We start from the raw sequence: 13,534 nt of genomic DNA, 5'->3' as shown, positions 1-13,534 counted from the left end.
AAAAGCGGCCCTGGGTGCAGTGATGCGTAAGCTGGTACATATGTGCTTCGGCGTACTGAAAACCCGATTACCATGGGATGAAAATTATGCAGCTACCGCTTGACGTTCAAGACGGTAGCTACGAAGAGGCTTGTCATCAGTCTCCAGTCGGCCTGAAACCCAGGCCGACTACCATATTGCAAACCGTGGAAAAAACCTATTTCAGCTCAGGCCAGTACTCTTTGTTTGCCTCAATCAAATCATCCAAAATTGCTTTGGCCACCGAAGCACTTGGCACCGTTTTAGACAGCGTAATCGCCTGCCACAACTTCACGTAAGAGCCTTCTTCCCAGGCCTCTACTACCAGTTTTTCAACCGCAACCTGCTGGCTCATCAACCCTTTCTGGAACTGTGGAATATTGCCGACTACCAACGGTTCCGGCCCACTTTTTCCGACCAGGCAAGGGATTTCAACCATCGCTTCCGGGTCAAAGTTATTGATTGCCCCATTGTTTGGCACAATCAGCAGCATGCGTTCCTGGGTGTTAAAAGCTATGGCCGCCGCCAGATCGACGATGTACGAGGCATGTTCGTCAATCTCCAGTTCCCCTGCTGATGATTTCCCAGACTGAATGATGGCATTACAGGAACCAAACACATGTTTTTCACGGTGTTCCATCACTTCATTGGCGCGGGTGTGTGCTGGATTGGAGTGCTTAACCACGTAATCCGGGAACAGATAGTATTTCAGGTAAGTATTCGGGAAGGTGCTCGGGTCCAAAGCCCATACGTCTTTTGCTTTAGAGAATGTGTCGTTCCAGCTGGCTTCTGTCCCATGTTCATCTGATGGCGGAACATAACCAAATTTAGCGACGTGTTCGCGGATCTTTGGCATTAAATCATTACCATTCTGGTCCTCGATAGATGTCCACCAGCCAAAGTGGTTGAGGCCGTAATAGCGTACGCGCATCTCTTTACGATCTTTCAGGCCAGCGATTTGCGCCATACGGCTTTCAATGCCGATGGGCATATCGCAAATGTTGAGAATCTTTGCGTTCGGGCGCAGTTTACGCGTGGCTTCAGCCACAATCGCTGCCGGGTTGGAATAGTTAAGCATCCAGGCGTTTGGCGAATATTTTTCCATGAAATCAACCAGCTCTAATACCCCACCGATGGAGCGCATGCCGTAGGCAATCCCGCCTGGGCCGCAGGTTTCCTGGCCCAGAACGCCGTGACGTAGTGGGATCTTCTCGTCTTGTTCACGCATCGGGTATTTGCCGACGCGGATGTGTGCCATCACAAAGTCTACATCGGAGAACGCTTCTTTCGGGTCAGTGGTGTAACTGAACTCAATCTCTGGTGCTTGCTCTTTAAGGATGACTTTGCAGGCTTCAGCGATAGTCTCCTGGCGTGCGCCGTCATTGTCATAGAACTTCAGGGCGCGCAGCGGGAAGCGGTGCTGGTTTGCCAGTAGCATCAAGACGATACCAGGGGTAAATGTGCTGCCGCCACCGGCTACAACTACAGAGAATTTTTTCATGATACTGCCTCCGTCATGGATTTAAGTTCGGTCAAAGAAGTGTCTTTCATCAGGGTTTCAAGTTGGTCTCGGACTTGCGGGACATGCAGGCCCACAATCACCTGAATACCGTTGCCGCGTCGCACCACACCGTGGGCGCCCAGCGCTTTAAAAATGTCGTCGCTTTGCGTCTGCGCCATATCCGCAAGGGTGATGCGTAAGCGAGTCGCACAGTTATTGACGCTAAGAATGTTGCCAGTACCGCCCAGCGCTTCGAGGATGCCAGCAGCCTGACCTTGTTTGGTTTCTTTGGTGGCAGCAGCCGTTGTCTGACTGCGGGATGCCTGGTAATCCGCTTTGCTGTACAGCTTGATCTCACTCTCTTCACGGCCTGGCGTTTTCAGGTTGAAGCGCAAGATTAGGGTGCGGAACACCACAAAGTAGATGCAGGTGAAGGCCAGACCGATACCAATCTGGATAAACATCATCGACGCGTGATTGTGGAACATCGGTATCCAGTTTTGCGGCAGGAACTGGTCGAGAAGCCCGCCACCCATGTTGCCCACCACGCCACACATGTACATTACGGTCGCCATCGTTGCGGCGAGAAATGCATGCACTGCAAATAAAACCGGCGAGATAAACAGGAAGGTAAATTCAAGTGGTTCAGTGATGCCCACCAGCATCGCGGTGAGTGTTGCAGGTATCAGCAAGCCTGCGACTTTCACGCGGTTTTCGGGTGCAGAAGTGGCGTACAGCGCGAGTGCAATTCCCAGGCAACCAAATATCTTGGAGTTACCGTGCAGTGCAAATCCTCCTTCCGGGAACAGCGTTTTCAGCGGCAGCGTGCTCTGGCTGAACTCCTGTAAATGCTGCGCCCAGTAAACCTGGATGCCACCTTCCACGACCGCCGGGCCAAAGATGAATGGACCGTAGATGAAGTGATGCAGGCCGGTTGGAATCAGAATGCGTTCCAGGAACGTATACACCCAGACGCCAAGCGAGCCGGCGCTGCGCAAAAATTCCTGAAGTGATTCAATGCCCATTTGCACTTTTGGCCAGCCAAACAGGGTAATCCAGGCGCAAGGGATCATGGCGAAGAAAGCAACAATCACGACGAATGAGCTGCCCTGGAAGATGCCGAGAAAAACAGGGAGTTGTTTTTCGAAATAGCGGTTGTGGATAGCCGTGACAAACCCGGAGATAACAATCGCGCCGATGATGCTGGTATCAAGCGTTTTGATCCCGGCAATCATAGTTAGTCCGGATCCCGCCACCGGATCGGCGTTGAAATCGACACCGAAATAATGGCCCCAGGTCATCCCCATGGCGTTGATGAAGTAGTTCCAGGTCATAAAGCTCACCAGCACCGCTAAGCAAGCACGGCCCTGCGCTTGCTTAGCGAGGCCAATAGGTAAGCCGACAGCAAAAATCAGCGGCATATTACGGAATACCGTCCAGCCACCTTCTTCAATAATGTGAACAATTTGCGCGAATAAGTTATCGGGTGCGGTGAGCGCTTCGCCGACGAACATCGGATTGCGCAACATAATGGCGATGCCTACGACAATCCCGGCGAACGGAAACAACAAAACCGGGGTAAACATTGCGCCACCAAAACGTTGTATTTGACTGAGCATTTTTAAATCCTCACGTAACAACCTGTAGGGTAAATGGCCTTATTTTTTAACGCTGGTTTTAACGCTGGCCTGAGACTGAGAGTAGGGAGACGCAGGTGACTTATCGTTGCCCGTCGCACCGATTCGTGATCGCTTTCATAGTTTTTATTTGGTGTAAGTTGTCTACTTTTTGATTAATAACTAGACACGGTGATTTTTCCTTTCTAATTCATTAGGTGAATGCGAAATTAAAATCATTTAAATCATATAATTGATTAATGGAACGAGGGTTTATTAAGCCCAGCGTGAAGCCATTAAGAGGTCTACAGGTGATCTACAAATCTATCGCTGACAGGTTACGAATCCGGCTTAATTCAGCGGATTACAATATTGGCAGCCCATTGCCATCTGAAAAGCGTCTGGCGAGCGAGTTCGGCGTATCACGAATGACTTTACGCAAGGCTATCGATTTACTGGTGAGCTGGGGGTTAGTTGTGCGCCGCCACGGCAGCGGCACCTACGTGGCGAATAAAGATGTTCACCACGAAACCAGCAACCTGACGGGTTTTATCGAGGTAATGCGCAACCAGGGCAAAGAAGTGATAAGCAATGTGCTGGAGTTTCTGATAATGCCCGCACCACCCGCCATCGCCAGTCAGTTGCGCATTAATATTGATGAACGGATCTATTTCTCGCGCCGGGTGCGCTCAGTAGATGGCAAACCGCTGATGGTAGAAGACAGCTACATGCCGGTGAAACTGTTCCGCAATTTGTCCGTCGCCCATCTGGAAGGTTCAAAATTCAGTTATATCGAGGATGAATGCCACATCATTGTATGCGGTAACTACGAAAGCCTGACGCCCGTTCTGGCAGACAGGAAGATGGCAAAATTGCTCAATATCGACGAGCTAACACCAATTCTGCGCATCACATCGCTGTCATATAGCGACAGCGGCGAGTATGTGAATTACTCGGTGATGTTCCGTAACGCCAGCGAATACCAGGTGGATTACCATTTACGGCGGGTGCATTTACCCGCCTGATCGTGCATCACATCCAGAACAGCACCGCCAGAAGCTGCGGTGTGATAATGCGCAAGAACATCACCAACGGATAAACGGTGGCGTAAGAGAGTGCTGCAGCGCCACTGGTGGCATGCAAACCGTTAGCGAAAGCCAGCGCAGGCGGGTCGGTCATCGAACCGGCCAACATGCCGCACAGCGTAAGATAATTCATTTTGGCGAGCAATCTGGCGATGAGCGCCGTCACCAGCAACGGAATACCGGTAATCAGAATGCCGTAGCCAATCCAGCTGACACCGTCGCCATGCAGCAACGTCGTGACGAAATCCCCTCCTGATTTCAAGCCGACTACCGCAAGGAACAACACAATTCCCAGCTCGCGCAGCGCGAGGTTGGCACTCGGTGGCATAAACCAATACAACGTGCCGATACTGCCAATACGCCCAAGAATAATCGCCATGATGAGTGGCCCGCCCGCGAGACCCAGGCGCAGTGCGACAGGGAAGCCAGGAATGAATAGCGGGATAGAACCCAGCAGCACGCCAAGCCCAATGCCAATAAACACCGGCAGCATTTGTACTTGCTGGAGTTTTTGCTGCGCGTTGCCCACTTGTGCAGCCACCGCTTCTATTGATTCAGGACGACCAACCAAATTGAGGATATCGCCAAATTGCAGGCTGACATTGCTGCCAGCAACCAGCTCGATACCCGCGCGATTCAGGCGTGAAATCACCACGTCGTACTTCTGCTTTAGGTGCAGATCGCGGATTTTTTTGCCGAGGACTTTCTCGTTGGTCACCACCACGCGCTCCACTCGCAGGTCGGTCCCGTGCGTAGAAAGCGAGGTGTCCACTTGCGTACCGATAACCAGCAGTGCGGAGTGCAGATCCTTTTCCTGCCCAACCAGGTGCAATAAATCTCCGCTTTGAATCACTGTACCAGGCGCTGGCACCATCAGTAATTCACCGCGTTTCAGGCGCGAACAAATAATGGTGTCACTGTTGAGGACCGGCACATCCTGAATAGGCAAGCCGTTAAGATTGGGGTTGGCGACACAGATATTCATGGTCTGGAGTTGAGCATGACTTTGCCCGGTACTAGTTTCAAAGTGCTGCGCTTCTTGATCGACATTGACGCGAAATATCATTCGAATCAGCCACATGGTCATCAGGATGCCGCAAATGCCGAACGGATACGCCATCGCGTAACTCATCCCCATTTTATCAACCAATTCCGCAGGGGTACCAAGGTCGGTCAGGATTTGCTGCCCCGCGCCCAGTGCAGGGGTATTGGTCACGGCACCCGAGAAAATACCTAACACCACGGGCAGAGGAACATCGAAGATTTTGTAGATGAGCGCAGTTACCAGCCCGCCGATCACCACAATAAGCAGCGCGAAGAGATTGAGCCGCAAGCCCGACACGCGCAAAGAAGAGAAGAACCCCGGCCCGACTTGTATCCCAATGGTGTAGACGAACAGGATCAGGCCAAACTCCTGGATAATATGGAGCATGTCACTATTCAGGTCTATCCCGACCTTATTAACAAAGTGGCCGACAATAATCCCGCCGAATAGCACACCGCCGATGCCAAATCCGATCCCGCGAATTTTGATGTTACCAATCCACAAGCCGATGACGGCGACCAATGCCAACATACTGACTGTTAACGCTATTCCACTCATCGAAGAATTCCCTGTGAATAACATCGTTGTTATCAGGGATTCTGGCAGAGAGACAGCGGCGTTACTGGGGTGCAGAGCACAAAAAAGGCCCCATAAAATGGGGCCTTGAACGCAGTTGATGCGATTAGCTATTTAACGCCGGGCGCTCACTGATAGCGATGCGTTTCGGTGCAACCTCTTCAGGAATTTCACGTACCAGATCGATGTGCAACAGACCGTTGGTAAATGTCGCACCGGATACTTTCATGTATTCCGCAAGGGTGAAGCTCAGGCTAAATGGCTGAGTCACCAACCCTTGATGCAGCCAGGTCGTTTCTTTCTCTGGTTTGACTGGCGTCCCTTTGACATTCAGACGCGTGCCTTCCAGTTCAATCTCAAGATCTTCCTGGCGGAAACCGGCTAATGCCAGGGTTATCCGATAGTGGTTATCATCGCCTTTCTCAATGTTGTAAGGCGGGAATGTCTGCCCTTCGCTGCTGGTTTGTAAGGCATTAGCCAGTTTGTCAAAACCGATCCATTGACGCAGCAGAGGTGATAAATCGTAGTTACGCATGAGTATTCTCCTTCTTTGAAGCGAGTTAAATCTTCGGCTCCCTGACGGCAAGCCTAAGTTTGGGTACAACTTTTGAGTTGGGCCGCACAATACGGCGACCCGCGAAATTAATTGATTTCGATACGGCGCGGTTTCATCGCTTCCGGAATCACACGTTCCAGGTCGATATACAGCAGGCCATTTACCAGGTTAGCACCACGGATGTGGATGTTTTCAGCTAACTGGAATTTACGTTCGAAGTTGCGCTCAGCAATCCCCTGATAGAGATAAGTGCGCTCTGGTTGTGCATCTGTATGCGCGCCTTTTACAACGAGCAGGTTATCCTGGGCAGTTATATCCAGTTCGCTTTCTGCAAAACCGGCAACAGCAATGGCAATGCGATAGTTGTTTTCGTCAACTAATTCAACATTGTATGGAGGATAGCCGCCGTTGCTCTGGCTTTGGTTGTTTTCCAGCAGATTAAACAGACGGTCAAAACCAATAGCAGAACGATAAAGCGGGGATAAATCGAAATTACGCATAAATTAACACTCCTGATTATCAGCGAGACTCTAATATTGCCTTCCATCATGGACAGGCTTAGGTTACTGAGTACCCTTACGGCGTACTCTTAACTGGCTACGTTAATAAAATCGGTCCTGTTTCACGCTTTTCAAGGGTGCATTGGGAAATTTTTTGCGCCTTCCGGTGTCTATACATAGACTGTGTGTGGAGTAAACAGGATTAATCTGCGATAGCTGCCACAGAGTGGCAAACACATTATTTTTATTCTCAGCCTGGATGATATAACCCAGTGCAGCCAGGCCCCTGGAAGACGAAAATTTAACAGTGATGATGAAAACTAATATTCAGGCAATAATTCTGGGCAGCGGGATACTTACCGCCAGTGGATGCTCAAGTGTTATGACCCACACCGGTGGGCAAGAAGGGACTTATTCCGGGACACGAGCAAGTTACGCAATGCTGACCGACAGCAACACCAGTTGGGGCTACAAACCTTTTGTCGCACTCGATATGCCGTTTACGGCGGTGGCGGATACGGTGCTGATACCATGGGATATGTACCGTACCGACAAATCGCTGAAATCAAAGGTAGAAGAGAGCGAAGATCAGAATTTGGCCACCAATTCGGTGATCCCGCCCGTTCAGTAATTACACGCCTGTTTCCGTCATAAATAACTGACGGAATCCAGCGACGTTCTGCATCCAGGCAATGTGTTTTCCCTCTGGCGAAAACACGACGGCATCCGCCGATGGTGCATCGCAGCCTGCCTGCGTCAGCGCCGTGATTGCTCCAGTGCTTACATCACACAAAACAATCTGATTGTTCTGCACAAAACCCACTATTTTCCCAGCCGGATGCCAGTTAAACGCCGACTGAATATCGTCTTTTCCCTGCGTAACCTGGCGTGGTTCACCGCCATTTGGCGAGAGCACATACATTTGCACCACACCCGAATCGTCACGCATCAAAAACGCCAGCAAACTGCCATCCGGGCTGCTGCGCACCCAATGACGGGGCTGAGTAGCTAAACCGGGATAACGGCGCTGCTGCGTAAAGGTGAGCCGCCGTTGCTGCACTTGCGCAGGCGGTGCGGGTAAGGTGGTTGGCGTTCCTTCGATAGGCTCAGCGCCAGCCTCGAAGTACGCCTCTTTGTTCTCGGGTAAATCGACGATAAACAGTTCGGGCACCTTGTTGCCGCTTTCTGAAAGCGTATCGCCGATAAACGCCAGCGCCCAGCGCTGTTGGCTTCCATCTGCTTTACGGTAACCGTTATTGCCGACCCAGCCTTCTTCATAGGCGCGATTTATGTCGTCACTGCCAGCCTGTGGCGTTGGTGTGGTGCGGCTGATCAGCACGCAATAATGGCTGCCGTCATATTCACGGGGATGTTGTTTCGTGGGTTTCACCGGGCCGAAAGGCAGTGCGATGCCGACGTTACGCAAATCTTGCGCCGCATCATATTCATGCATGACATGGTCGTTATAAGTGAAACTCAGGCGCGAACCGTCATGGCTCCAGACGTGAACATGGCTGCCGCCCCGTAGCGCACCGGGTGTAAACGGCGGAGTGATATCCATCGCATCAAGATTGCTTGCAGCACCATTATCAACCACCACACCGCGGCGGTGATGAAAATCGTACTGCCAGTTTGCGTCCGGATTTTCCGGGCCGTGAATAAAAACATAACGTTCCGGACGTTGCGGATTCACCGTCACCACCCCGACATGCGCACCTTGTGAAGCTCGATACACGACCTCTACTTCACCCGTTTGGACATTTACGCGCTCAATGGTTTCACTGGTAAACGAGGCTCCCGAAGGGCGCACATCAAACACCAGGTATTGGCTATCTGGCGTCCAGACGTTGGTATTGGTGAGCTGGTGATGACGAGGTGCAAAAGTGAGTTGTTTCATGTTGTTATCCAGGCGATGACGTCGAGGACGCAGGAGTACAGCAAAACTTCACGCTGACTTCATATTCGTTTTCTACAGTACCGTTTATTCTCTCCCTGAGGCAAAGACAATGGAACATTTCGACGTAGCAATTATCGGGTTAGGGCCAGCAGGCTCGGCGCTGGCACGGCAATTAGCCGGGTCGAAGCGTGTGATTGCGCTGGATAAAAAACGCCAGCACGGCACTGATGGATTCACCAAACCCTGCGGTGGACTTCTGGCTCCGGATGCCCAACGTTCGTTTATTCGTGACGGTATAACCCTGCCAGTCGAGGTTATCGCCAACCCGCAAATTTTTAGCGTCAAGACAGTCGATGTGGAGACATCACTCACTCGTAACTACCAGCGTAGCTATATCAACATCAATCGCCACGCATTTGATTTATGGATGAAATCGCTTATTCCTGATGACGTCGTGGTTCACCATGACAGTCTGTGCCAGAAAATCTGGCGTGAAGAAGGCAAATGGCAGGTGATTTTTCACAGCGATGGCCAAAAACAGCAAGTTACCGCTGATTATCTGGTCGGTGCCGACGGGGCTAATTCTCTGGTTCGTCGTCACCTGTATCCTGATCATCAGATTCGCAAATACGTCGCCATTCAGCAGTGGTTTGTAGAACAGCACCCCGCGCCGTTTTACTCATGTATTTTTGATAATGACGTAACGGATTGTTATTCCTGGAGTATCAGTAAAGACGGCTATTTTATCTTTGGTGGCGCATATCCAATGAAAGATGGACAGCAATGCTTTGAAAAACTGAAAGAAAAGATGGCAGCATTCCATTTCCGATTCGGAGAAAAGGTAAAAAGTGAAAAATGCACCGTACTCTTTCCTTCGCGATGGGCGGATTTTATTTGCGGGAAAGAAAATGCGTTTTTGATTGGCGAGGCGGCAGGTTTTATCAGCGCAAGTTCGCTGGAAGGAATTAGCTATGCGCTGGACAGTGCCGAGATCCTTAATTCAGTGCTGATGAAAACAACGGTCAATCCCAACGATGCGTACTGGCGCGCAACACGGAAACTACGCATTAAACTCTACAGCAAAATTATCAAAAGCCGATGCTTAACGGCTCCGGGGTTAAGAAAATTACTGATGCAGAGCAATGTCGCACATATCCCGCAGAATCGCATCACTGCGGTATGCAGGCCGGCAGAGCAGTAATGGTCCGGTAATGTCGGATGTCGCTGCGCTAATCCGACCTACAAAAATGATAAGTATCAGTTGGCTACCGGGGCTAAGAGATTACTGGACGTTCAACACAAACTTCTCAATCGCGTATGCAACGCCATCTTCAAGGTTAGATTTAGTGACGAAGTTACTGACTTCTTTCACCTTATCGATAGCATTTTCCATCGCAACCCCCATCCCGGCATATTCCAGCATCGCAATGTCATTTTCCTGGTCGCCCAGCGTCATCACTTCTTCTTGTTTGATACCGAGTGTTTCAGCCAGCGCTTTCACGCCAGTACCTTTGTTGACACGCTTATCGAGGATTTCGAGGAAGTATGGCGAGCTTTTCAGCAGCGTATAGCGCTCGTGGACCTCGGCTGGAATTTTAGCGATCGCTTTGTCGAGAATGGCTGGCTCATCGATCATCATCACTTTCAGATAGGCGCCGTTTTTATCCATATTTTCTGGCTCGCTGAACACCAGTGGGATATTAGCGATAAAGGATTCATGAACGGTGTAGTAGCTGATGTCGCGGTTGGCGGTGTACAGCGTGTACCGGTCCAGCGCGTGGAAGTGGGAACCGACATCACGAGAAAGCTGTTCCAAATAACGGTAATCGTCGTAGTTCAGCGCCGTTTGCGCCACGGTGCTGCCGTCGCTTGCTTTCTGAACCAGAGCGCCGTTGTAGGTGATGCAGTAATCGTTCGGCTTATCCATATGCAGTTCTTTGAGATAGCTCTCAACACCTGCAAAAGGGCGTCCGGTACACAAAACAACGTTAACACCACGCTCGCGCGCACTGGCAATAGCGGCTTTAACGGCTGGAGAAATGGTGTGGTCTGGCAGCAACAATGTGCCGTCCATATCAATAGCAATGAGTTTTATAGGCATAGGATTTTCTGAGGTAATGAGTTTATCTCATGCTAACGCGATTAAGCTCGCAAAAATAGCGCTACGTTTCGCGAGAAAAAGGTCCGTTTTAAACATAAGAAAACGCCACCCAGAACCGCAAATAAAAAGCGTGAGTGGCGTTTTTCAACTAGCTGAAGAATTTATCCTTCAACATGTGGAAGCCTTTGGTGAGCAAATCTTCATCGTGAGCGACTTCACCCGCTGGTGAAAGCGTATCGACTATTTTCGGGAACTGCTCTGCCAGCAGTTGTGACGCGCTTCCCACGTCAATCCCGAGTTTCTCGGCTAGTCCGCTAATTGCGGGCAGACCCAGCACCTCTTGTATTTGCTCAGGGCTAACGCTTTGATTATGCGCGCCGCTTAACCATGAAGTGACGACATCAGAAAAACCCTTTTCCCGAAACTGTTCAAGAATGGCCTGAATGCCGCCCTGTTCATTAATCCACGTAAGGATGACTTTGAATTTATCTGCATCGCCACCCCTCATCATGCCAGTAACTTGATCGAAAAAGCCCATGACCTTGTCCTCTTGCATGCACGAAGTGTGCAATAGAAGTGTAGTCAATCACGCGGGGTTAAGACGATTTTGCCGAATGCGCCGCGGTCGAGATGTGCCAGCGCTTGCGGCAATTCTTCAAAGCGATAACAGGTTTCGATGACCGGTTTGATGCGGTTTGCGTCAATGGCACGAATAAAATCTTCTAGCGCACGGCGATGCCCGACGCCAATGCCCTGAATGGTCGGAGATTTCAATAACAGTTCGCCTACAGGGCAAGAGATCTCATAGCCATCAAGCACGCCAATCACTGAAATACGCCCATGCACCGCGACTGCGCGCAGGGAATTAGCCAGATTCGTGCCGCCAACAGTTTCAATAATATGGTCGATTCCATACTCATCAGTGAGTTCGTAGACGGTATCGACCCAATCACTTTGCAAACGGTTAATGCCGTAATCGGCACCTAACGCTTTGGCGCGAGCCAGTTTTTCGTCGCTACTCGAAGTAACAAATACTTTGGCGCCGTGGGTTTTGGCGATTTGTAGCGCAAACATCGAAACGCCGCCCGTTCCCTGCACCAGCACCGATTGCCCGGCGTGCAAACTGCCACGCTCCACCAGAGCAAACCAGGCGGTAAGCCCGGCGCAAGGTAGCGTACTGGCCTGAATATCATCAAGACTTGTCGGTGATGCCACCAGCCAGTTTTCGTTGATGACTACATATTCCGCGAGCATGCCCTGATAAACCCCGCCGAGCGTGCGATAAGGCGGAGTGCGTGCGGTGCCGTTGGGTTTTCCGTCAATCCAGTCGGGCGAAAACGTTGAGATAACGCGCGCACCAGGCTGAAAACGAGTCACGCCTTCACCGAGGCTTTCCACCACGCCCGCCATGTCTGACGCCGGGGTAAATGGGAAAGGAAGCGCCAGCGGCATCGTGCCATCAATGACAATTTTGTCGCGGTAATTGAGCGAAATAGCGTTAACCCGAACCAAAACCTCGCCAGGTCCAGGCTCAGGAATCGCTGCTGTAGAAAGTGTCAGGTTGTCACGCCCAACGGCGCTCATGGTCCAGCGCTGCATGGTTTTGCTGATCGTTTGGCTCATTATTTTCTCCAGGAATTTGGCTTCATTCATCACCACTCAAAGTATATCGTTGGCCTACAATCACCAGTGGCGATAGATTTTCTCGGTATTGGTTCCTGAATGGATACAAATGATGAGTGAACAACTGAAGGGGATTTCTGTTTTTGTTACGGCAGTTGAGGCGGGGAGTTTTGCACTGGCGGCGCAGCGCCTGCATCTTTCACGTTCGGCGGTCGGTAAAACAGTTTCTCAACTAGAGCAAAGACTCGGTGTGCGGCTTTTTCAGCGCACCACGCGAAGCGTAACGCTGACCGATGACGGCGCACTTTTCTATGAGCATTGTTTACGAGCGCTGGCAGAAATTAATACCGCTGAAACACTACTCGAAAATGGAAAACAGAGTGTCAGCGGGCGGTTACGGGTTTCAATGCCAGTGCTGTATGGGCGTATGTGTATTGCGCCACTGCTCGCAGAATTTGCCAGCCAGCATCCCAACCTGAGTATGGATTTGCTGTTTAGCGACAAGGTTTCTGACCTGGTTGAAGATGGATTAGATCTGGCGATTCGCAACGGAAAATTACCTGATAGCAGCGGCCTGGTCGCGCGGAAGATCGGTGAGCATCGCATGATGATCTGCGCGTCGCCTCGCTATTTGCTGCAACACGGTGAGCCGCAAACCATTGACGATTTATCGCATTATGAAGTGTTCAATTACATTAACACTGGCGTGCCACATCGCTGGGTTATCAATGCCGATGGCGGCAAGAAAAGCGAGTTTATCCCCAAAGCACGTGTTCTGATGGATGATTTAGAAGCGATTGCGGATGCGGCGATTGCTGGATTGGGTATTGCGCTGCTGCCTTGTTGGCTGATTGAGGAAGAGTTACAGAATGGGAAACTGGTGAGGATACTGCGCGAAGATCTGGACAACGTTTATGAAAGCCATGCGGTGTGGCTCCAGACATCTCATCTACCGCTAAAAGTACGGCTGGCAGTAGATATGCTGGTGAGCAAGTTGCCCACCAGCATTAACTAAC

The 13,534-nt window shown here is 50.8% G+C and carries 13 protein-coding genes and 1 pseudogene; 5 read left to right on the top strand and 9 right to left on the bottom strand.

Translation table 11 applies throughout. The annotated features are described in order from the left end of the window. Positions 1–103 (top strand): annotated as a pseudogene (locus MES37_RS07075) (IS110 family transposase); the annotation flags it as partial. Between the two features lie 93 nt (positions 104–196). Here the strand turns inward: MES37_RS07075 and MES37_RS07070 are convergent. After that, positions 197–1,519 carry a 6-phospho-alpha-glucosidase gene (locus MES37_RS07070; RefSeq protein WP_237930773.1) on the bottom strand — a complete coding sequence of 441 codons (1,323 nt, stop codon included), beginning with the start codon at positions 1,517–1,519 and terminating at the stop codon, positions 197–199. Then, complete coding sequence (locus MES37_RS07065; protein WP_237930771.1) at positions 1,516–3,138, bottom strand: alpha-glucoside-specific PTS transporter subunit IIBC; 1,623 nt, start codon at positions 3,136–3,138, stop codon at positions 1,516–1,518. Before MES37_RS07065 ends, MES37_RS07070 begins: the two co-directional genes overlap by 4 nt. A gap of 308 nt (positions 3,139–3,446) precedes the next feature. Here MES37_RS07065 and MES37_RS07060 point away from each other — a divergent pair, with 308 nt between their 5' ends. Beyond that, complete coding sequence (locus MES37_RS07060) at positions 3,447–4,160, top strand: GntR family transcriptional regulator (RefSeq protein WP_237930770.1); 714 nt, start codon at positions 3,447–3,449, stop codon at positions 4,158–4,160. A 7-nt stretch (positions 4,161–4,167) separates the two neighbouring features. On the opposite strand, the gene MES37_RS07055 is transcribed toward MES37_RS07060, so the two are convergent. The 3 genes from MES37_RS07055 to ibpA form a co-directional block, all read right to left on the bottom strand. Then, positions 4,168–5,823 (bottom strand): putative transporter, encoded by a 1,656-nt coding sequence (locus MES37_RS07055; RefSeq protein ID WP_064542090.1) that lies wholly within the window; start codon positions 5,821–5,823, stop codon positions 4,168–4,170. 124 nt (positions 5,824–5,947) lie between these two features. Further along, positions 5,948–6,376, bottom strand: a complete 429-nt coding sequence (ibpB, locus tag MES37_RS07050) for a small heat shock chaperone IbpB (RefSeq protein ID WP_064542087.1) — start codon at positions 6,374–6,376, stop codon at positions 5,948–5,950. A 107-nt stretch (positions 6,377–6,483) separates the two neighbouring features. Continuing rightward, complete coding sequence (gene ibpA, locus MES37_RS07045; RefSeq protein ID WP_064542084.1) at positions 6,484–6,897, bottom strand: small heat shock chaperone IbpA; 414 nt, start codon at positions 6,895–6,897, stop codon at positions 6,484–6,486. A gap of 310 nt (positions 6,898–7,207) precedes the next feature. Between ibpA and MES37_RS07040 the strand changes: the two genes are divergently transcribed. Then, positions 7,208–7,528: a YceK/YidQ family lipoprotein gene (locus MES37_RS07040; protein ID WP_121814658.1), complete on the top strand. Its 321-nt coding sequence runs from the start codon at positions 7,208–7,210 to the stop codon at positions 7,526–7,528. Here MES37_RS07040 and MES37_RS07035 read toward each other — a convergent pair whose 3' ends face one another. Continuing rightward, positions 7,529–8,794 carry a DUF3748 domain-containing protein gene (locus MES37_RS07035; protein ID WP_237930768.1) on the bottom strand — a complete coding sequence of 422 codons (1,266 nt, stop codon included), beginning with the start codon at positions 8,792–8,794 and terminating at the stop codon, positions 7,529–7,531. It lies immediately after the preceding gene. A gap of 109 nt (positions 8,795–8,903) precedes the next feature. On the opposite strand from MES37_RS07035, the gene cbrA reads away from it, so the two are divergent. Then, positions 8,904–9,995: a colicin M resistance lipid reductase CbrA gene (cbrA, locus tag MES37_RS07030; RefSeq protein ID WP_232887013.1), complete on the top strand. Its 1,092-nt coding sequence runs from the start codon at positions 8,904–8,906 to the stop codon at positions 9,993–9,995. A gap of 81 nt (positions 9,996–10,076) precedes the next feature. On the opposite strand, the gene yidA is transcribed toward cbrA, so the two are convergent. The 3 genes from yidA to MES37_RS07015 form a co-directional block, all read right to left on the bottom strand. Further along, positions 10,077–10,895 carry a sugar-phosphatase gene (gene yidA, locus MES37_RS07025; RefSeq protein WP_121814655.1) on the bottom strand — a complete coding sequence of 273 codons (819 nt, stop codon included), beginning with the start codon at positions 10,893–10,895 and terminating at the stop codon, positions 10,077–10,079. A gap of 148 nt (positions 10,896–11,043) precedes the next feature. After that, entirely contained in the window at positions 11,044–11,433 is a 390-nt protein-coding gene (locus MES37_RS07020) for a YidB family protein (protein WP_121814654.1), read from the bottom strand. Between the two features lie 44 nt (positions 11,434–11,477). Continuing rightward, positions 11,478–12,506 (bottom strand): zinc-dependent alcohol dehydrogenase family protein, encoded by a 1,029-nt coding sequence (locus MES37_RS07015; protein ID WP_237930776.1) that lies wholly within the window; start codon positions 12,504–12,506, stop codon positions 11,478–11,480. A gap of 124 nt (positions 12,507–12,630) precedes the next feature. On the opposite strand from MES37_RS07015, the gene MES37_RS07010 reads away from it, so the two are divergent. Next, on the top strand, positions 12,631–13,533 hold the full coding sequence (locus MES37_RS07010) for a LysR substrate-binding domain-containing protein (RefSeq protein WP_237930766.1): 903 nt from the start codon (positions 12,631–12,633) through the stop codon (positions 13,531–13,533). The last annotated feature ends 1 nt before the right edge of the window (position 13,534 follow it).

Origin of the sequence: Buttiauxella sp. S19-1 (assembly GCF_022134725.1) — a bacterium.
GTDB lineage: Bacteria > Pseudomonadota > Gammaproteobacteria > Enterobacterales > Enterobacteriaceae > Buttiauxella > Buttiauxella ferragutiae.
This window is presented reverse-complemented; position numbering and strand designations above follow the sequence as displayed.

What these genes read in the sequence shown, in the direction of transcription:
- yidA (WP_121814655.1), bottom strand. Translation starts at nt 10,895, where the DNA reads ATGCCTATAAAACTCATTGCTATTGATATGGACGGCACATTGTTGCTG.
- MES37_RS07040 (WP_121814658.1), top strand. Translation starts at nt 7,208, where the DNA reads ATGATGAAAACTAATATTCAGGCAATAATTCTGGGCAGCGGGATACTT.
- ibpA (WP_064542084.1), bottom strand. Translation starts at nt 6,897, where the DNA reads ATGCGTAATTTCGATTTATCCCCGCTTTATCGTTCTGCTATTGGTTTT.
- ibpB (WP_064542087.1), bottom strand. Translation starts at nt 6,376, where the DNA reads ATGCGTAACTACGATTTATCACCTCTGCTGCGTCAATGGATCGGTTTT.
- MES37_RS07020 (WP_121814654.1), bottom strand. Translation starts at nt 11,433, where the DNA reads ATGGGCTTTTTCGATCAAGTTACTGGCATGATGAGGGGTGGCGATGCA.
- MES37_RS07035 (WP_237930768.1), bottom strand. Translation starts at nt 8,794, where the DNA reads ATGAAACAACTCACTTTTGCACCTCGTCATCACCAGCTCACCAATACC.
- MES37_RS07055 (WP_064542090.1), bottom strand. Translation starts at nt 5,823, where the DNA reads ATGAGTGGAATAGCGTTAACAGTCAGTATGTTGGCATTGGTCGCCGTC.
- MES37_RS07065 (WP_237930771.1), bottom strand. Translation starts at nt 3,138, where the DNA reads ATGCTCAGTCAAATACAACGTTTTGGTGGCGCAATGTTTACCCCGGTT.
- cbrA (WP_232887013.1), top strand. Translation starts at nt 8,904, where the DNA reads ATGGAACATTTCGACGTAGCAATTATCGGGTTAGGGCCAGCAGGCTCG.
- MES37_RS07010 (WP_237930766.1), top strand. Translation starts at nt 12,631, where the DNA reads ATGAGTGAACAACTGAAGGGGATTTCTGTTTTTGTTACGGCAGTTGAG.
- MES37_RS07070 (WP_237930773.1), bottom strand. Translation starts at nt 1,519, where the DNA reads ATGAAAAAATTCTCTGTAGTTGTAGCCGGTGGCGGCAGCACATTTACC.